The sequence below is a fragment of the Actinopolymorpha sp. NPDC004070 genome (genome assembly GCF_040610475.1).
Taxonomy (GTDB): Bacteria; Actinomycetota; Actinomycetes; order Propionibacteriales; family Actinopolymorphaceae; genus Actinopolymorpha.
This window is the reverse complement of the sequence record NZ_JBEXMJ010000015.1, coordinates 85,626-104,172: the sequence shown is the minus strand read 5'-3', so window position 1 is coordinate 104,172 and position 18,547 is coordinate 85,626. Positions and strand designations below refer to the sequence as shown.

Annotated in this window: 20 protein-coding genes; 7 read left to right on the top strand and 13 right to left on the bottom strand. The window is 70.3% G+C overall.

From position 1 onward, the window contains the following. Positions 1-167: 167 nt before the first annotated feature. Positions 168-1,154 carry a GNAT family N-acetyltransferase gene (locus tag ABZV93_RS24710; RefSeq protein ID WP_354940239.1) on the top strand — a complete coding sequence of 329 codons (987 nt, stop codon included), beginning with the start codon at positions 168-170 and terminating at the stop codon, positions 1,152-1,154. A 90-nt stretch (positions 1,155-1,244) separates the two neighbouring features. Here the strand turns inward: ABZV93_RS24710 and ABZV93_RS24705 are convergent, their stop codons facing one another. The 6 genes from ABZV93_RS24705 to ABZV93_RS24680 form a co-directional block, all read right to left on the bottom strand. Further along, entirely contained in the window at positions 1,245-3,638 is a 2,394-nt protein-coding gene (locus tag ABZV93_RS24705; protein WP_354940236.1) for an excinuclease ABC subunit UvrA, read from the bottom strand. A 171-nt stretch (positions 3,639-3,809) separates the two neighbouring features. Next, the gene (gene era, locus ABZV93_RS24700; RefSeq protein ID WP_354940233.1) at positions 3,810-4,739 is read right to left on the bottom strand and encodes a GTPase Era; all 930 of its coding nucleotides are present in this window, start codon (positions 4,737-4,739) and stop codon (positions 3,810-3,812) included. A gap of 15 nt (positions 4,740-4,754) precedes the next feature. Beyond that, positions 4,755-5,105: a cytidine deaminase gene (locus ABZV93_RS24695; protein ID WP_354940230.1), complete on the bottom strand. Its 351-nt coding sequence runs from the start codon at positions 5,103-5,105 to the stop codon at positions 4,755-4,757. Positions 5,106-5,399: 294 nt separating this feature from the next. Continuing rightward, positions 5,400-5,696 (bottom strand): hypothetical protein, encoded by a 297-nt coding sequence (locus ABZV93_RS24690; RefSeq protein ID WP_354940228.1) that lies wholly within the window; start codon positions 5,694-5,696, stop codon positions 5,400-5,402. A 97-nt stretch (positions 5,697-5,793) separates the two neighbouring features. Beyond that, a complete protein-coding gene (locus ABZV93_RS24685) occupies positions 5,794-5,916 on the bottom strand; it encodes a hypothetical protein (RefSeq protein WP_354940225.1) in 123 nt (40 codons plus the stop codon). Between the two features lie 600 nt (positions 5,917-6,516). After that, positions 6,517-6,846 carry a hypothetical protein gene (locus ABZV93_RS24680; protein WP_354940222.1) on the bottom strand — a complete coding sequence of 110 codons (330 nt, stop codon included), beginning with the start codon at positions 6,844-6,846 and terminating at the stop codon, positions 6,517-6,519. 195 nt (positions 6,847-7,041) lie between these two features. Between ABZV93_RS24680 and ABZV93_RS24675 the strand changes: the two genes are divergently transcribed. The 3 genes from ABZV93_RS24675 (at position 7,042) to ABZV93_RS24665 (ending at position 9,276) form a co-directional block, all read left to right on the top strand. After that, positions 7,042-7,917 carry a helix-turn-helix transcriptional regulator gene (locus ABZV93_RS24675; protein WP_354940219.1) on the top strand — a complete coding sequence of 292 codons (876 nt, stop codon included), beginning with the start codon at positions 7,042-7,044 and terminating at the stop codon, positions 7,915-7,917. Then, positions 7,914-8,114, top strand: a complete 201-nt coding sequence (locus ABZV93_RS24670) for a DUF397 domain-containing protein (protein ID WP_354940216.1) — start codon at positions 7,914-7,916, stop codon at positions 8,112-8,114. The genes ABZV93_RS24675 and ABZV93_RS24670 overlap by 4 nt, the downstream gene beginning before the upstream one ends. A gap of 379 nt (positions 8,115-8,493) precedes the next feature. Next, a complete protein-coding gene (locus ABZV93_RS24665; protein WP_354940213.1) occupies positions 8,494-9,276 on the top strand; it encodes an SDR family NAD(P)-dependent oxidoreductase in 783 nt (260 codons plus the stop codon). Between the two features lie 23 nt (positions 9,277-9,299). On the opposite strand, the gene ABZV93_RS24660 is transcribed toward ABZV93_RS24665, so the two are convergent. Then, on the bottom strand, positions 9,300-9,812 hold the full coding sequence (locus ABZV93_RS24660; RefSeq protein ID WP_354940210.1) for a MarR family transcriptional regulator: 513 nt from the start codon (positions 9,810-9,812) through the stop codon (positions 9,300-9,302). A gap of 37 nt (positions 9,813-9,849) precedes the next feature. Here ABZV93_RS24660 and ABZV93_RS24655 point away from each other — a divergent pair, with 37 nt between their 5' ends. Continuing rightward, entirely contained in the window at positions 9,850-10,233 is a 384-nt protein-coding gene (locus ABZV93_RS24655) for a VOC family protein (RefSeq protein ID WP_354940207.1), read from the top strand. 128 nt (positions 10,234-10,361) lie between these two features. Here ABZV93_RS24655 and ABZV93_RS24650 read toward each other — a convergent pair whose 3' ends face one another. The 6 genes from ABZV93_RS24650 to hrcA form a co-directional block, all read right to left on the bottom strand. Then, positions 10,362-11,675: a hemolysin family protein gene (locus ABZV93_RS24650; protein WP_354940204.1), complete on the bottom strand. Its 1,314-nt coding sequence runs from the start codon at positions 11,673-11,675 to the stop codon at positions 10,362-10,364. After that, positions 11,672-12,142, bottom strand: a complete 471-nt coding sequence (gene ybeY / locus ABZV93_RS24645) for an rRNA maturation RNase YbeY (RefSeq protein ID WP_354940201.1) — start codon at positions 12,140-12,142, stop codon at positions 11,672-11,674. Before ybeY ends, ABZV93_RS24650 begins: the two co-directional genes overlap by 4 nt. Before the next feature lie 117 nt (positions 12,143-12,259). Further along, positions 12,260-13,291: a PhoH family protein gene (locus ABZV93_RS24640; protein ID WP_354940391.1), complete on the bottom strand. Its 1,032-nt coding sequence runs from the start codon at positions 13,289-13,291 to the stop codon at positions 12,260-12,262. 223 nt (positions 13,292-13,514) lie between these two features. Beyond that, entirely contained in the window at positions 13,515-13,868 is a 354-nt protein-coding gene (locus ABZV93_RS24635; RefSeq protein WP_354940198.1) for a histidine triad nucleotide-binding protein, read from the bottom strand. A gap of 79 nt (positions 13,869-13,947) precedes the next feature. Further along, positions 13,948-15,081 carry a molecular chaperone DnaJ gene (dnaJ, locus tag ABZV93_RS24630; protein ID WP_354940388.1) on the bottom strand — a complete coding sequence of 378 codons (1,134 nt, stop codon included), beginning with the start codon at positions 15,079-15,081 and terminating at the stop codon, positions 13,948-13,950. 38 nt (positions 15,082-15,119) lie between these two features. Continuing rightward, entirely contained in the window at positions 15,120-16,139 is a 1,020-nt protein-coding gene (gene hrcA / locus ABZV93_RS24625; protein WP_354940195.1) for a heat-inducible transcriptional repressor HrcA, read from the bottom strand. Positions 16,140-16,470: 331 nt separating this feature from the next. Between hrcA and ABZV93_RS24620 the strand changes: the two genes are divergently transcribed. Together ABZV93_RS24620 and ABZV93_RS24615 are read left to right on the top strand one after the other, a co-directional pair. Continuing rightward, a complete protein-coding gene (locus ABZV93_RS24620) occupies positions 16,471-17,376 on the top strand; it encodes an MBL fold metallo-hydrolase (RefSeq protein ID WP_354940192.1) in 906 nt (301 codons plus the stop codon). Between the two features lie 107 nt (positions 17,377-17,483). Next, entirely contained in the window at positions 17,484-18,335 is an 852-nt protein-coding gene (locus tag ABZV93_RS24615) for a DUF3097 domain-containing protein (RefSeq protein WP_354940189.1), read from the top strand. The last annotated feature ends 212 nt before the right edge of the window (positions 18,336-18,547 follow it).

The following is an 18,547-nucleotide window of genomic DNA, read 5'->3' as shown; positions in this document are numbered from 1 at the left end:
CGACGAGGAGCCCGGCCTAGAGGGCCCCGCCGCGGCAGCGAAGGAGGAGTCCTGCGTACCACATAGGTTGGTCAGCTTAGCCCCGTACGACACCGGCCCGGCAAGCCCCCTCCCCAACCTGGGAAATCCGGTTGCCCGGTACCGCTCCCGCCCGCACCCTGTGCGGTATGAACCTCCAGCGCCTCGACCCCGACGACGCCGCGGCGGTCGCCGCCGCGTTGTCCTTCCACCGGGCCACCCACGCGGTCGACGCCCCATGGGACCCGCCGCCCACCGAGCGTGGCTTCGTCTCCTCGCTGCGGTACGGCTGGGACGGCGAGCCGGGCGAGGCCTGGCTGGCGATCGAGGACGGACAGGTCACCGGCTCGCTGCACCTGCACTTCTCCCAGCGCGACAACACGCACATGGCGGGCATGGGCGTGTCGGTCCATCCGGACAAACGCCGCGAAGGGCGCGGGCGGGCGCTGTGCGAGGAGGGCCTGGCCCGGATTCGTGCGACCGGCCGCCGGCTCGCCACGACCGGCACGCTGGACGCCGAGGTGCCGGCCGCGTTCGCCACCGCGATGGGCTTCACCCGCGCCAGCGTGGAGGTGCAGCGGCGCCAGGATCTCACCGAGGTCGCCCCGGCCCGGGTGGAGGAGCTGCGAGCGCGGGCCGCCGAGGCCGCCCGCGACTACACCCTGATCCGGATGGACGGCCCGATCCCCGACGACCTGCTGGACCAGGTCGCGGAGATGTCCGCGGCGATCAACGACGCGCCCACCGACGACCTCGACATCGAGGACGAGGTGTTCGACGCCAAGCGGATGCGCGGCTTCGAGGCGGCGCAGGAGGCCGCGGGCAACAAGCTCTACCGAGTGATCGCCCGGCTGGGCACCGACGGGCCGCTGGCCGGCCACACGGTCGTCGGCCGGCCGGTCGACCAGCCCGAGTGGGCCTGGCAGTGGGACACCGCTGTCATGCGGGACCACCGCGGCCACCGGCTCGGCATGCTGCTGAAGGCCGACATGGTCGCGTGGCTGCGGACCGCCGAGCCCGAGATCCGCTGGCTGGACACCTGGAACGCCGAGTCCAACTCGTACATGATCGCCGTCAACGAGGCCCTCGGATACCGCATCGTCACCCGCCACCTCGGCTGGCAGCGGGCCGTGTGAGGGGAGCCGGTCGGGGTGTTCGCCTTCGAGAACGTACGCCCCGACCGACGGCCCGGGAACCTAGGCCGCGTCGCGCCGACCTGTGCAGCGTCAGGCGCCGACGTAGGCCGCGAGGTGCTCGCCGGTGAGGGTGGAGCGGGCGGCCACCAGGTCGGCCGGAGTCCCCTCGAAGACGACCCGGCCGCCGTCGTGTCCGGCGCCGGGGCCGAGGTCGATGATCCAGTCCGCGTGCGCCATCACGGCCTGGTGGTGCTCGATCACGACGACCGACTTCCCCGAGTCGACCAGCCGGTCCAGCAGGCTCAGCAACTGCTCGACGTCGGCCAGGTGCAGTCCGGTGGTCGGCTCGTCGAGGACGTAGACGTCGCCCTTCTCCGCCATCGCCGTGGCCAGCTTGAGCCGCTGGCGTTCACCGCCGGACAGGGTGGTGAGCGGCTGGCCGAGGTGGAGGTATCCCAGCCCGACGTCGGCCAGCCGGTCGAGGATCCTGTGCGCGGCCGGCGTACTCCCCTCACCCTCGCCGAAGAACTCCTCGGCCTCGGCCACCGACATCGCCAGCACCTCGGCGATGTTCCGGCCGCCCAGGGTGTACTCCAGCACCGAGGCCTGGAACCGCTTCCCCTCGCATTCCTCGCAGGGCGACTCGACCGTCGCCATCACACCCAGATCGGTGTAGATCACCCCCGCCCCCTTGCAGGCGGGGCAGGCGCCCTCGGAGTTGGCGCTGAACAGCGCGGGCTTCACGCCGTTGGCCTTGGCGAACGACTTGCGGATCGGGTCGAGCAGGCCGGTGTAGGTCGCCGGGTTGCTGCGCCGGGAACCCCGGATCGCGCGCTGGTCGATCACCACCACGCCGTCGCGGCCGGCGACCGAGCCGTGGATCAGTGAGCTCTTTCCCGAACCCGCGACCCCGGTAACCACGGTGAGCACCCCGAGCGGGATGTCGACGTTCACGTTGCGCAGGTTGTGGGTGGAGGCGCCGCGGACCTCCAGCGCGCCCGCGGACGTACGCACCGACGGCTTCAGGCTCGCCCGGTCGTCGAGGTGGCGGCCGGTGACCGTGTCGCTGGCCCGCAGCCCCTCCACGGTGCCCTCGAAACAGACCGTGCCGCCCTCGGTGCCGGCACCGGGGCCGAGGTCGACCACGTGGTCGGCGATCGCGATCGTCTCCGGCTTGTGCTCCACCACCAGGACGGTGTTGCCCTTGTCCCGCAACTGCAGCAGCAGTTCGTTCATCCGCGCGATGTCGTGCGGGTGCAGCCCGATCGTGGGCTCGTCGAAGACGTAGGTGACGTCGGTCAGGGACGACCCGAGGTGGCGGATCATCTTCGTCCGCTGCGCCTCTCCCCCGGACAACGTGCCGGCCGGCCGATCCAGGGAGAGGTAGCCCAGCCCGATCCGGGAGAACGAGTCCAGCAGGTGCCGCAGCCCGGCGAGGAGCGGGGCCACCGACGGCTCGTCGAGATCGCGTACCCAGTCGGCGAGGTCGCTGATCTGCATGGCGTACAGCTCGGCGATGTTCCTGCCGTTGATCTTCGCCGACCGGGCCTCCTTGCTCAGCCGGGTTCCCTCGCACTCCGGGCACACCGCGAACGTCACCGCCCGCTCCACGAACGCACGGATGTGCGGCTGGAGGGCGTCGACGTCCTTGGACAGGAAGGACTTCTGGATCTGCGGGATCAGTCCGGCGTACGTCAGGTTGATGCCGTCGACCTTGATCTTGGTCGGCTCGCGGTAGAGGAGGTCGTTGCGTTCCTTCTTGGTGAACTTCCGGATCGGCTTGTCCGGGTCGAAGTAGCCGCAGCCGCGGAAGATCCGGCCGTACCACCCCTCCATGCTGTAGCCGGGGATGGTGAGCGCACCCTCGTTGAGCGACTTGTTCTCGTCGTACAACGCGGCGAGGTCGATGTCGCTGACGTTGCCCATGCCCTCACAGCGCGGGCACATGCCGCCCTGGTAGACGGCGTTGCGTACGACCGACTTCTGCTCGGTCTGGCCCTTCTCGGTCCTCATCACTCCGCTCGCGACCCGGGTGGGAACGTTGAACGAGAACGCCTGCGGGGAACCGATGTGCGGCTTGCCGATCCGGCTGAACAGGATGCGCAGCATCGCGGCGGCGTCGGTGGCGGTTCCGACGGTGGACCGCGGGTCGGCCCCCATCCGCTCCTGGTCCACGATGATCGCCGTCGTCAGCCCGTCGAGCAGGTCGACCTCCGGCCGGGCCAGCGTCGGCATGAACCCCTGGACGAACGCACTGTAGGTCTCGTTGATCATCCGCTGCGACTCGGCCGCGATGGTGGCGAACACCAGCGAGCTCTTACCCGAGCCGGACACCCCGGTGAACACCGTCAGCCGGCGCTTGGGGAGCTCGACGCTCACGTCCTTGAGGTTGTTCTCCCGCGCGCCCTGCACGCGGATCAGGTCGTGGCTGTCGGCGACGTGCGGCACGGGCGGCTGCGCTGCCGTCTTGGGGGCCTTGGTCATCGGGTCTCCATCAGTGCGGCGTCCGGTGGGGTGTCCAGGTCTTCGGCAGTCACGCTAGCCGCCCCGGGTCCGCGCGTGCTTCTCGATTCCTGACGAGGTCCCCCGCCGGGAAGCGCCCGACCCGGACTTCGGGGTTCCGGGCCTCGGGGTTCCGGGCCGCGGGTTGCCGGGCTAGAACCCGAGCCGGCGCAGCTGTTTGGGGTCGCGCTGCCAGTCCTTGGCGACCTTGACCCGCAGGTCGAGGTAGACCGGTGTACCCAGCAGCGTCTCGATCTGCTTGCGCGCCGTGGTGCCCACCTCCACCAGCCGGCGGCCCTTGGCGCCGATGACGATCGCCTTCTGGCTGGGGCGTTCGACGAACAGGTGGGCGTAGATGTCGAGCAGCGGCCGGTCCTTCGGGCGGTCCTCGCGCAGCCCCATCTCCTCCACCAGCACGGCCACCGAGTGGGGCAGCTCGTCGCGGACACCCTCGAGGACGGCCTCGCGGATGAGTTCGGCGACGAGGACCTCCTCGGGCTCGTCGGTGAGCTCGCCCTCGGGGTAGAGCGGCGGCCCCGGCGGCAGCTTGTCGACGAGCAGGTTGGCCAGCAGGTCCACGCGGGTGCCGTCCTGCGCCGACACCGGCACGATGTCGTCCCACTCGACGCCGGTGTCCTTGGTCATCGCCGCGACCGCCGCGAGGTGCTCGACCATGCGGTTCGGGTCGACCAGGTCGGACTTGGTGACGATCGCCACCGTGGGACGCCTCCGAACCTTCGCGATCTCGTTGACCAGGAAGCGGTCGCCCGGCCCGATGCGTTCGTCGGCCGGCAGGCACACCCCCACCGCGTCGACCTCACCGAGGGTGCTGAGGACGAGCGCGTTCAGGCGCTCGCCGAGAAGGGTGCGAGGTTTGTGCAGACCTGGGGTGTCTACCAGCACCAGCTGGGCGTCCGGCCGGTTGACGATCCCCCGCACCGTGTGCCGCGTCGTCTGCGGCCGGGACGACGCGATGGCGACCTTCCGACCGACCAGGGCGTTCGTCAACGTGGACTTGCCGGTGTTGGGGCGTCCCACCAGGCAGGCGAACCCGCTCCTGAACTGCGTCGTAGCCTCGCTCACCCGGTCGATTGTCCCCTATCCGCTGTGGGCGACCGTCCGGACGGTCCCGTCCGGCCCGGCCACCAGGACCGGGACGCCGGCGCCGGCCAGGTCGGCGACCGCGGCGACGTCCTCCGCCGCGGCCTCCGCCGCCTCGGTGACCACGGCTGCCGCCTCGAGTCCGTCGGCTCCGCTGGACACCGCCATCGCCACCGCGAGCCGCAGGGCGGACATCCGCAACGAGGGCAGATCCACCGTGGCGGCGGTGTAGGTGCGGCCGGTGGTGTCGCGGACGCCGGCGCCTTCGGGCGCTCCGGCGCGCGCTCGGGTGGAGCGGGCCAGGGTGATGATCTTGGCGTCTTCGGGATCAAGCTCGGCACTGGTCACCCGGCGATCCTAGGGTGTACGCCGCGGCACGGGCGACGCGTGATCCGCACCCGCGCGAGCGCGGCACTCGTCTGGTCGCAGACGCCGCTTCCGGAGTACGAGGTTCAGCTGTTGATCGTTAACCGGGAATCGCCGACGGATTCTTCCGCGGAGGAATCCGTGCCGACTCCTCGACTGGGAACGGTTCCCCGAAGCGATCGCAGGGACGCGCCATAGGCGCTACGGGCGATTCGAAGGCCCGGTGTCGGCGAATCTCCGATAAGCAGATCGGGGAAGCCTCACCCGAGTGCCGCGTCAGACGTGGCGTTTCGCCTTGTGCCAGCGGGGCGCGCGTAGTCGCGGCTGGCCGATGTCCGTCGCCCAGGCGAAGAAGCGGCGGGTCCTGCCCGTACCACCACAGTGATGACACTGCCGACGGGCTCGTTTGTAGATGAAGCTCCGGTGCTTGCCGGTGCCCTTGCACTTGCGGCAGTCGACGTCCGGATGCAGGTGACAGGAAACCATGTAGCCCACCGCCAGGACGAACAACGCGTCCAGGCAGTAGGACACGAACTCAGGATTGGTCTCGTACAGGCGAGTGAGCGCGTTCATAGATCGTCCCGGACATGAAGTTGCCCCTGGCCCTCCCCGTGCAGGGCCAGGGGCGGGCCCCCGGACGCCGTTGTCCGAGGGCCCGTCCTTCGGGGGCTCAGGCCCGGGGGTCGCCCAGCAGCTCACCAGTGAGCTGGTCGCGCTGGACACCGGTGCTGCCGAAGAGGGTCTCGTCGGCGGAGCTGGAGCCGTTGCCGGGGGTAGCGGTGAAAGCCTGCATGGCTTAACGTCCTCTCATCAGGGGGTTCCGAGCGTCACTTCTGCCAAAGTCGTTCGCCCGGGGGACTTACTCTTTCTTTCCGACCCCGCCCGTCCCTAATCAGGTTTTTGTTAGTGGACGGGGCGAGCGGGGGGTTCGTGGGGGTCGCCGACATCTCGGCTGCCCTGGCACCGGAGTGTCGGTGAGGCGTACGTCCGCCAGTGCTGGCAACAGCCGTGGTACGGCGTTCGGCCCAGCGCACGTGCGCACAGGGCCACACCCCGGCGCAGTCGGCACACACCGGTCTGCGCAGGGTGGGTACGGGCAGGCCACGCCAGCGACGCAGCCCGAAGCTGGAGCGTTCGGGGGTGTGCCGGATCACCATGTCCCGGGCCAGCGCGTCGACCGCCTCCGGTCCGAGGTCGCGGGCGATGGCGCGTTCGCGGAGCACATCCCGCACGGTGGCGGCGGTGCTGAGCGAGCCCGTCACGGTGGCGCGGCCGACCCGGAAACGCAGGGAATGGGCCGGGGACGTCCCCGGGCCGGCCAGTCTGGATGCCCGCCGCGCCAAGGACTTCGGGGGTCGAGCCAGTCGACGCGGCGGGAGTTCGAAGGTGGCCATCACACGACCACCCGGTGTTCGGTGACCCAGGTCAGCACGAAGCGGACCACGCCGTCGCAGTCGTCGGCGGGCGCCGACCACACGCACCCGGGTGTCCAGGTCCAGTGGTCGCCGTCCAGCCAGACGTGCATGTGGAGTTGACCGTTCGCGGGCTCGACGATTCGCACACCCCAGCGGCCCCGGACCTCGTCCCACACCGGTGCGGCGTCGACTCCCAGGGGCTCGAACCGGTCGGCCAGTTCGGCTGCGATCCGGCCCGCGGCCGCGGTGCACGGCGCGAGGCGGGCACTGATGTCCCGCTGTTGGTCGTGCCAGGTGGTTCCGATCATCATGCCTCCCCACCGGAACTCGGGTTCTCGCCGAATCTGCATCATTCGGCAGGAGTGATGATGCTCCACCGCCTATGATCCAAACCTCATTTGGCGACGTTCTGTAAAAAGTGGTGACACTCCGTACAGGACGGGAAGGTACCTCTCGGCCCGAAACCAGGGCACCCGGGTACGCATCGGCGACAGGGAGCACGGGTGAGAAGCAGTCCGACGGTTCGCCGGCACCGGCTCGGCCGGGAGCTACGCGAACAACGCGAACGCGCGAAGTTGACCCACGCCAAGCTCGGTAATGAGATCGGTGTCTCGGCGGCGAAGATCAGCCGGCTGGAGAACGGCCAGGGCAGGCCGGACGAGATCGTCATCCGGCAGATCGCCGACGCGCTCGACGTCACCGGCGACGACCGCGCCGAACTCGTCGAGCTCGCCCGGACGGCGGCGGTCCACGGCTGGTGGACGTCCCAGCCGATGGACCGGCGGCAGGCCACGTACGCCGACTTCGAATCCGGCGCCGAGACGATCCGGGAGTACCAGAGCACGATCGTTCCCGGTCTGCTGCAGATCGAGGCGTACACCCAGTCGGTGTGCGAGACCGACGACCTGACACTGGTGGGGTCGATCCCCACCACGTCCGAAGCGGTCCTGCGCGCAAGGTCGGGTCGGCAGACGATGCTGTGGGACCCGGACGGACCGCAAAGTTACGAAGTCATCATTCACGAGGTGGTGGCCCGCGGATTTTCCGCGCCACCAGAGATTCTCGCCTCGCAGTTGCACTATCTCGCCTCGGTCGGCTCCCGACGGCGTGTCAGTCTTCGGGTGCTCCCGGTTTCTGCGAAAGTGCAGGGCTACATGGTCCCGAGGGGCCCTTTCAGTCTTTACACATTCGAAGACCGTAAGGACCCCGTTGTGGCGGCCGTGGACACGTTGACGGCCGACGTCGTTCTCATGGAAGGGAACGAGGTCGGACAATATGAAAGCCTGTGGGAGCGCCTCCAGAAGGCGGCGCTGTCAACCGAGGACAGTGCCGCTCTTCTCACCGAGGCGGCAGCAGAGATGGAAAGGAACTCATCGTGAGTGAGCAGTTCAGCGGCTGGAAGAAGGCCAGCTACTCCAACAACGGTGGCAACTGCGTGGAGGTCGGCACATCGACCGCCCGCGTGGGCGTTCGCGACACCAAGGACCGGAACGGCGGCGTGCTCGCCGTTTCTCCGGCGGCCTGGGTCGCGTTCGTCGGTGACGTCAAGGCCGGAAAGTACGACCTTCCCCGCTGAGGCGTTCGTCGTAACACCACGGGTGCGGCGGCGCCTTCGGTTCTCCCCGGAGCGGTAGGCGCCGTCGCGTCCTCCAAACTCCCGATGGTCACCGGATGAATTCCGGTGGCCATCGGCGTTTCGTGAGGTAGTTCTCACATGAGAGATGATGAGTGTTCTGTCATTTCGAATTCTGCGATCCGGCGAGTGAGGGTCGTACTCGGAAGATCGTCGGTGGCGCTTTTCGTAACGGCGTGAAGCACGGTTCGGGCAATTCGCGGAGCCGCTTCCCTGCTCGCCTTTTCCGTCCCGGTCACACACACGCGCCCGTGCGGCGTGGACGGTTTCGGCCGGGCGACGTGCTGGACCGGCCCGGTTCGACTCGGCAAGGATGATCACCATGAACACTTCCGGCCGGGTGGAGGGAAAGGTCGTTCTCGTGACCGGGGGCGGCGGCGGGATCGGTGCCGCGACCGCGCACCTGTTCGCCGAACAGGGCGCTTCGGTCGCGGTGGTCGACGTCGACGAGTCGGCGGCGAAACAGGTGGCCGGCGGAATAGACCCGGAGGGTCGCCGGGTACTGGCCGTGGCGGCCCGGCTGGACGAGGAGTCCGAGGCCCAGCGCGCGGTCGAGGAGACCGTCGGCGCTTTCGGCGGCCTCGACATCCTCGCCAACGTCGCCGGGGTGCGGGTATGGGGCCCGGTGACCGAGGCCGACCCCGCCTCGTGGGACTACATCGTCCGCGGCAACCTCCTGCAGGCGGCCTACTGCGCGAAGTTCGCGATCCCGGAGATGGTCCGTCGCGGCGGCGGAAGCATCGTCAACGTCTCCTCCGCCAACGCCCTGGCCGGACGCGCCGGGATGGCGCAGTACGACGCGACCAAGGCGGGCCTGCTGGCCATGACCCGCGCGATGGCGTACGACCATGCCGAGGACGGCATCCGGGTCAACGCCGTCTGTCCGGGCCCGACGCTGACCGACTTCCATGTACGCCGGCGAGCCGCAGCCACTGGAGAGACCCCGGAACAGGCCCGCGAACACCTGCAACGCCAAACGCCCACGCTGCTGCGGCGCCAGGCCGACCCACGCGAGATCGGCCAGGTCATCCTGTTCCTCGGCAGCGACGAGGCGTCCTACGTCACTGGTGCGACGTACGTCGTCGACGGCGGCCTGTCGGCGTAGGTCACCGCCGCTGTTTCCACGGCTCAGAGCGGGTTGTCCTGCCCGCCCTCGCCGGCCGGGTGCCGCTGGAGTTGGCGGCCGACCAGTCCGGAGGCACGGCGCAAGGTGGCGAGATCTCGGTCGGACAGTCCGGACAACAGCTCGGCCACGGCGCGGACCCGCGCGGCCCGGCCCTGTTCCAGCAACCGCCGGCCGGCCGGAGTGGCCGTGACGAGCACCACCCGGCGATCGCCCGGGTTGGGTGTGCGCTCGACCAGTCCGAGACCTTCCAGTGCGGTGACCGACTTGGTGATCGCGGGTGCCGACACCTGCTCGATCCGCGCCAGCGCGCCGACCGACCGCGGTCCGGCGAACACCAGGACCGACAGCAGCGAGGCCCGCGGGCCGTCGAGATCCATCTCGGTGTCGGCGGTACGGGCGACCCGCAGCAGCCGCAGCGCCGCGGAGTGGAGGAGGTTGGCGGTCTGGTGCACGTCGTCGTCCGGAACTCCGGTGGGAGTCGCCGGGAGACCGTCTTGCCCACCTTGCTTAACCATGGTTATCCTTTCACCGGGGTTAAGTATAGGAGGCACCGTGTCAGTCGGACCACTCTCCCAGGTGCACATCAGCGTCGATGACGTCGATCGGGCGGTGGAGTTCTACCGCGACGTTCTGCAGATCCCGTTCCTGTTCCGGGTGCCGGGGCAGCCGATGGCGTTCTTCCAGTCCGGTGACGTACGCCTCTACCTCGGCGTCCCGGAGACGCCGGACTTCGCCGGCCGGGTGACGCTCTACTTCCGGGTCGACGACCTCGACGCGGAGCACGCCCGGCTGCGCGAGCGCGGCGTGGAGTTCCTCGACGGACCGCATCTCGTGCACCGGGACGAGGTGACCGAGCTGTGGATGGCGTTCTTCCGCGATCCGGACGGCAACAACCTCGCGCTCACCAGCGAACGGCCGCCGAACCAGGGCGCGTGACTCGGTACGCCGGGCCTCCGAACGCCGGGCCTCCGAACGCCGGGCCTCGAAACGCCGGGACGCAGGACACCTGCCCTTAGGGCGCGCGACCTTGAGGTGGCGTTCGCCCGGACCAGTCCCGCGGCAGGTCAGGAGGAGGTGCGCTCCTCGGCGTTCTCCTCGGCCTCGTCCCACGAGCGCTCGTCCACCCGGGTGACCAGGATGGTCGGGATCCGGTTGCGCCGACCGACCGGACCCTCGGCCAGCAGCTGCAGGCCCTCCACGGCGACCCTCGCCCCCGGGATCGGCACCTTGTCCAGGTGCTTGGCCATCAGCCCGCCGACGCTGTCCACGTCCTCGTCGTCCAGCTCCAGGTCGAACAGCTCGCCGAGCTCGTGGATCGGCAGCCGCGAACTGACCCGCACCGCACCGCTGCCGAGGCGTTCGACCGCGCGCGGCGCCACGTCGTACTCGTCGGTGATCTCGCCGACGATCTCCTCCAGGATGTCCTCGATCGTGACCAGGCCGGCGGTGCCGCCGTACTCGTCCAGGACGATCGCGAGGTGCGTGCGCTGCTGCTGCATCTCCCGCAGCAGGCCGTCGACCGGCTTGGAGTCGGGCACGAACGCGGGCGGGCGCATCACCTGCTCCACGCGTTCGGTGGTCTCGGCCTGGCGGTTGTCGTACACGCGCTGGGTGACGTCCTTGAGGTAGGCCACGCCCACCACGTCGTCGAGGTTCTCCCCGATCACCGGGATCCGGGAGAAGCCGCTGCGCAGGGCGAGCGACATCAGCTGGCGCAGGGTCTTGTTGCGCTCGATGACCACGATGTCGGTACGGGGAACCATCACCTCGCGCACGATGGTGTCGCCCAGCTCGAACACCGAGTGGATCATCTCCCGCTCGCCGGACTCGATCACCCGGCTCGCCTCGGCGATGTCGACCAGCTCGCGCAGCTCGGCCTCCGTGGCGAACGGCCCCTCGCGGAAGCCCTTGCCGGGGGTGAGGGCGTTACCGAGCAGGATCAGCAGCTTCGGCAGCGGGCCGAGCACCCGGGTCAGCGCGATCAGCGACGGCGCGGTCATCAGCGCCACCCGGTCGGGATGCTGGCGGCCGACCGTGCGCGGTGCCACGCCGACCACGACGTACGACACGAGGATCATCACCCCGGCGGTGGCCAGGATCGCCGCCCAGGTCGCCTGGATGACGCCGAACAGCACGTCCGCGACCAGCACGGTGGCGGTCAGCTCGCAGACCAGCCGCAGGAACAGCGCGGTGTTGAGGTACGACGCGCGGTCCTCGACCAGCATGCGTACCCGGTCCGCTCCACGTCGGCCGGCCGCGACCAGACCGTCGGCACGTGACTTGGAGAACGCCGACAGGGCAGCCTCGGCAGAGGCGAGGAACCCGGCGACGAGGACCAGGACGGCGGCCAGGAGGACCAGCCAGACGTCACCGGTCATCCGTCGTCGCCCGCCCCACGGTGTGGTTGCCACTCCGCCAGCAGGCGGGCTTGCAGGCCGAACATCTCCTGATGCTCCTCAGGCTCGGCGTGGTCGTACCCCAGCAGGTGCAGGATCCCGTGAGTGGCGAGCAGCTGCAACTCGTCCTCGGTGGAGTGACCGGCGTCCTTCGCCTGGCGTTCGGCGACCTGCGGGCACAACACCACGTCGCCCAGCAGCCCGCTCGGCGGCTCCTCGCCCTCCCGGCCGGGCCGCAGCTCGTCCATCGGGAACGCGAGTACGTCGGTCGGTCCGGGCTCGTCCATCCATCGCACGTGGTGCTCGGCCATCGTCTCCTCGTCGACGAGGACGACCGACAGCTCGGCCTGCGGGTGCAGGCGCATCCGGTCCAGAACGAAGCGGGCGAGCCGGGACAGCTCGCGCTCGTCGACCTCGACGCCGGACTCGTTGGCGATGTCAATGCTCATGGGCGCTTCACAGGTGCCTTCGCGATGGTGGCGGAATCTCGGTGGCGTCTCGGCGGGTCTCGGTGCGTCTTGGTGGCGTCTCGACGGTGCCGTGCGCTGGACCGATCGGCGAGCCGGTCAGGGACGCCGCGGCGCGGGCTGACGCCGGCCGACCTCGACCGGACGGCCGCCGGTGTCCGTGGAGCGCTTGGCCTCGTAGGCGTCGTAGGCGGCGACGATCCGGCCCACCAGCTTGTGGCGTACGACGTCCTGGCTGCCCAGCGTGCTGAAGTGCACGTCGTCGAGCCCGTCGAGGATGTCGTGGACGACCTTCAGCCCCGACGACGTGCCACCCGGCAGGTCGATCTGGGTGACGTCGCCGGTCACCACCATCTTGGAGCCGAAGCCCAGGCGGGTGAGGAACATCTTCATCTGCTCCGGCGAGGTGTTCTGCGCCTCGTCCAGAATGATGAACGCGTCGTTGAGGGTGCGGCCACGCATGTAGGCGAGCGGCGCGACCTCGATCGTTCCGGCGGTCAGCAGCCGCGGGATCGAGTCGGGGTCGATCATGTCGTGCAGCGCGTCGTACAGCGGCCGGAGGTAGGGGTCGATCTTCTCCGAGAGGGTGCCGGGCAGGAACCCGAGCCGCTCACCGGCCTCGACCGCCGGACGAGTGAGGATGATCCGGTTGACCTGCTTGGCCTGCAGCGCCTGGACCGCCTTCGCCATCGCGAGGTAGGTCTTGCCGGTGCCGGCCGGGCCGATGGAGAAGATCACCGTGTGCTGGTCGATCGCGTCGACATAGCGCTTCTGCCCGACCGTCTTGGGCCGGATCGTCCGGCCGCGGTTGGACAGGATGTTGAGGGTGAGGACGTCGGTGGGGCGTTCGGCGTCGCGGGTCCGCAGCATCGCCACGCTGCGCTCCACCGCGTCGGAGGTCAGGCCGTGCCCGGAGCGGACGATCGCGACCAGCTCGTCGAAGAGCTGCTCGACGAGGATGCGCTCCTCCGGCGACGCGGTCACGGTGATCTCGTTGCCGCGGACGTGGATCTGCGCGTCGAACTCCTTCTCCGCCACTCGGAGAAACTCGTCGCGCGGCCCGAGCAGGCTCACCATCGAGATGCTGGAGGGTACGACGATCTTGGTCTGTGTGGGGCTGGTCTGCGCCATGGGCGGCCTGTTCGGCCCCTCCTTCGGTATCCCGACGCTCGAAACGTCGTTCATCGTAGCTCCGCCCGGCCGGAACCGGGACTGGTATTTCCGCTGTGGGCGAGATGCCCCGGTGTGCCGCGGCGTGCGGATCACCCCGGGAACCCCCCTCGGGGCGGCCGGCACCGGCGGCGGGGCCGGGCCGTCGGCAGGGCCGGGGCCGGGGCCGCGACCGCGCCGCGACCTAGCCGAGCGCGTCGGACATCTGCCGTCCGGCCAGCACGTGCAGGTGGCAGTGGAGCACGCCCTGGCCACCCTCCGTGCCGATGTTGGTGACCACGCGGTAGCCGGACTCGCGTACGCCCAACTGGTCGGCCACCGCGGCGCACTCGCGCAGCAGCTCACCGGCCAGCCCGGGGTCGGCGGCGACCACCGCGTCGAGGTCGGCCCGGTGGTCCTTGGGGATCACCAGCACGTGCACCGGCGCCTGCGGGCTCACGTCGGGGAAGGCCAGCGTGTGCTCGGTCTCCCGGATCACCTCCGCCGGAATCTCCCCCGCCACGATGCGGCAGAACACGCAGTCGGCGTCGCTCGTCACGCCCGACTCCCCTCGGTCGGCTCGGTCACGGCGGTCGGCCCGGTCGGCCCGGTTGCCTCGTTCGGCTCGGTCACGTGGTTCAGCCGTTGAAGGCGTCGCGGATGCGGGAGAAGACCCCACCGCGCCGCTCGGAGGTGAACTGCCCGCTGGCCTTCTCCTCGCCACGCAGCCGCGCGAGCTCGGTGAGCAGCTCCCGCTGGGCGTGGTCGAGCCGGGACGGGGTCTCCACCACCACGTGCACCACCAGGTCGCCGCGCCGGGAACCGCCGGACAGGTGGGGTACGCCGCGGCCGGGGATCACCAGCTCGTGGCCGGACTGGGTGCCCGCCTTGGCCTCCACCTCGACGGAGTCCTCGTCCAGGGTGTCCAGGGTGATCGTGGTGCCGAGCGCGGCGGCGGTCATCGGCAGCTTGACGGTGCAGTGCAGGTCGTTGCCGTGCCGGGTCCACACCTCGTGCGGCTCGACCTGTATCTCGACGTACAGGTCGCCGGCGGGTCCGCCACCGGGCCCCACCTCTCCCTGGCCGGACAGCTGGATGCGGGTGCCGTCGTCGACACCGGCCGGAATCTTGACCGCGAGCGTACGGCGGGACAGCACCCGGCCCTCCCCCGCGCATTCCGGGCAGGGGTTGGGGATGATCGTCCCGAAGCCCTGGCAACGGGGGCACGGCCGGGTGGTCATCACCTGGCCCAGGAACGAGCGCTGGACGGAGTTGACCTCGCCGCGGCCCTCGCACACCGTGCAGGTGGTCGGCGACGTTCCCGGAGCGGCGCCACCGCCCTGGCAGCTCTGGCACACCACGGCGGTGTCGACCTGGATCTCCTTGACCGCGCCGAACACCGCCTCGGCCAGGTCGACCGGCAGCCGCAACAGCGCGTCCTGGCCACGCCGGGTGCGCGGACGCGGGCCGCGGGTGCCGGATGAGCCGAAGAACGCGTCCATGATGTCGGTGAAGGAGAACCCGGGACCGAAGCCCGCGCCCTGGCCCGCACCGGACGCCAGGGGGTCGCCGCCCAGGTCGTACACCTCGCGCTTCTTCGGGTCCGACAGGACCTCGTAGGCGCGGGTGACCTCCTTGAACCGCTCCTGCGTCTCGGGGTCGGGGTTGACGTCTGGGTGCAGCGTGCGCGCCAGCCGACGGTAGGCCTTCTTGATCTCCTCCGCGGAGGCGTCGCGGCGGACGCCGAGGAGCTCGTAGTAGTCCTGGCTCATGCTCTGGGATGCCTTCGGCACTGACTCATTCCCTCGGATCATTCCCCTGCGAGGATCTGGCTGACATAGCGGGCTACGGCGCGAACCGCTCCCATGGTGCCCGGGTAATCCATTCGGGTCGGCCCGACCACCCCGAGATTGGCGACGGCCTCGTCCCCAGGACCATAGCCGGTGGTGACCACCGAGGCCGTGGAGAGTTCGACGAAGGGGTTTTCGTGACCGATCCGGACGGTGAACCCGGACGGGTCGGTGGCCTCACCGATGAGGCGGAGCAGGACGACCTGCTCCTCCAGCGCCTCCAGGACCGGCCGGATGGAGGTGTGGAACTCCGCGCCGAACGGGATGAGGTTGGCCGTACCGCTCACCGCGATCCGGCCCTCGGTGCGTTCGGCGACGGTCTCCAGGAACGTCGACACGATGGCGGTGACCTGCGAGCGTTGGGACACCTCGAAGGTGTCCGGTAGGTCGGCAACCGCCGACGCGGCCTCGGTGAGCGGCCGCCCGGTGACCGCGGCGTTCAGCCGGGACCGGACGTCGCGCAGGAACTCGTCGGCCACCGTGGTGCCCACGTCGACCACCCGCTGCTCCACCCGGCCGGTGCTGGTGATCAAAACGATCAGCAGCCGGCTCGACGACAACGTGACGAGTTCCACATGCCGGACGGTGGACCGGGTGAGCGTGGGGTACTGCACGACCGCGACCTGCCGGGTGATCTGGGCGAGCAGGCGCACCGTGCGGTGCACCACGTCGTCCAGGTCGACAGCGCCCTCGAGGAACGCCGAGATGGCGCGGCGCTCGGCGCTGGACATCGGCTTGATCGTGGTCAGCCGGTCGACGAAGAGGCGGTAGCCCTTGTCGGTGGGGATCCGGCCGGCGCTGGTGTGCGGCTGGGCGATGTAGCCCTCCTCCTCCAGCGCGGCCATGTCGTTGCGCACGGTCGCCGGAGAGACACCCAGGTTGTGCCGGTCGACCAGGGCCTTCGATCCGACCGGCTCCTCGGTGTGGACGTAGTCCTCGACGATCGCGCGGAGGACGGCCAACTTCCGGTCGTCGAGCATTGGCTTCGGCCTCCTTCGTCCTGGCGCGGTTCCACGTGTTTCTGCGGTGCTGTTGCCTGCGGTGTTGCTGTGCTGCTCGCTGCTTGTCCTGCTGTCCCGCTCGTGCGGCTGGTCGTGCCGGTCCCGCTGACCGCGCGGTGGTTCGGACGGTACCGGCCCGGGCGAGCCGCCGGGCGTGGCAGTGGGCCCGCCCACCTCGACGAGCCCACGCGCGAGTACGCCGTCCGAACGGATCTTGGACCGGCACCAGACTGGCACTCGCCGAACCTGAGTGCCAGTCTACGGCGACACGGCCACCTTGTGCTGACCACGGCAATGGGATGCTGTGGGCGTGAATGTCCCCCGTACCGGCCGGACCGAGAAGTGGACCGAGGTCGGCCAAGGCTGCTTCGCCCGGCGCTACCCGTCGTTCGACGTCACCGTGGGCGTGGTCGTCGGCGCCGACGGGCTGCTCGTCGTGGACACCAGGGGCGGCCCGCGCGAAGCGGACGAACTCCGCGCGGACCTCGCCGAGTTGTCCGACCTGCCGGTCCGGTGGGTCGTCGACACCCACTGGCACTTCGACCACACGTTCGGTAACCAGCGGTTCGCCGACGCCACGATCTACGGGCACGAGACGGTTCCCGGTGCGCTCGCCGAGTGGGGCGAGCATGCGCGCGCGGCCCTCGCCGGCCGTTCGCCTGAGTGGGAGCGGGACATGGCCGATCTCGTGCTGACCCCGCCCACCCGTACGTTCGCCTCGGTGTCCGTGATCGACCTCGGCGACCGCGTGGTCGAGCTCGTCCACCCCGGCCGTGGCCACACCGACGGCGACGTGGCGATCCGGGTGCCGGACGCCGACGTCGTGTTCGCCGGTGACCTGGTGGAGGAGTCCGGTCCGCCGGCGTACGGCGACGACTCGTTCCCGCTGGAGTGGCCGTCGACACTGGAGGTGTTGACCGGCCTGCTCACGCCGTCGTCGGCGGTGGTGCCGGGTCACGGTGCGGTGGTGGACCAGGCGTTCGTGACCGCGCAGTTCGGCGACGCCACCGCGGTCGCGGAGACGATCCGCCGGCTGGCGGGCGAGGGTGTGCCGGAGGCCGAGGCGCTTGCGGCGGCGGAGTGGCCCTACCCCACCGAGCGGCTGGCCGAGGCGGTTCGCCGGGGCTACCGGCACCTGCGGGAGTCCGGCGCTCCTATGACCGGGCCCGAAGGACCGGGGCCGGGCCGGCGTTCCCTCCCCCTGCTGGGCCAGTAGCCGAACGCCACCGGACGTACGACGAACGGCGCCTGCGAGGCCCGGCCCCGGGCCGGCGGCGTGGCGTTCCCCGATCGCGGGCCGGTCCGCCGCTACGCTCACCGATCATGGCCGGACCTGGTGATCGCTATACGCAGGACGTCCTGACCACCGACTGGCGGGCACCGAAGCTCGGCCGGACGGTCGAGGTGGACGTCGAGCCCGAGATGGTGCTCGAGGACGCCACCACGGGCTTCTGCGGCGCGGTGGTCGCGATCGAACGCGACCTCGTGGTGCTGGAGGACCGGCGCGGGGCTCGGCGCAGCTATCCGTACGGCCCGGGGTTCTGGCTGGAGGGAAAGCCGGTCGCGATCCGGCGCCCGAAGGCCGCGCCGGCCGCCGGACCCGCCCGCACCGCGTCCGGTTCGATCGCGGTCCGCAACTCCCGGGCCAGGGTCGCCCGGGCCAGCCGGATCTACGTCGAGGGCCGCCACGACGCCGAGCTGATCGAGAAGGTGTGGGGCGACGACCTGCGGATCGAGGGCGTCGCCGTGGAGTATCTCGAAGGCGTGGACGACCTCGCCGCCGTCGTGGCGGAGTTCCGGCCCGAGCCCCGGCGCCGGCTCGGCGTCCTCGTCGACCACCTGGTGCCCGGCAGCAAGGAGAGCCGGATCGCCGAGGAGGTCGCCCGCGGGCCCTACGGCGCCCACGTCCTCGTGGTCGGCCACCCGTTCGTGGACATCTGGGCGGCCGTACGACCCGAGCGCGTGGGTCTGGACCGATGGCCCGACATCCCGCGGCAGACGTCGTGGAAGCACGGCATCTGCGCCGCCCTCGGCTGGCCGCACGACGAGCAGGCCGACATCGCCCGGGCGTGGAAACAGATCCTGGGCACGGTCCGCGACTTCCGCGACCTCGAACCCGCCCTGCTCGGCCGGGTCGAGCACCTCATCGACTTCGTCACCGTCGACGCCGACTGAATCCTTCCGCGTCTGAATCCTTTCCGGCCGGCGCCGGCTCCGGAGACTTCGCCCGGACGGGACGGTACGACGCATTCGCCCGATGCGTCGGTGCCGCCGGCGGCCCGGGCGTGACAGGCTGAAGGGAGGGCGCGTCGGGCGGTCGGCCTGTCGCGCGCGTCACCAGATCCCCCCGGCGCACCGGTCACGTCCCCCGGCGACTCGGTGAGGGC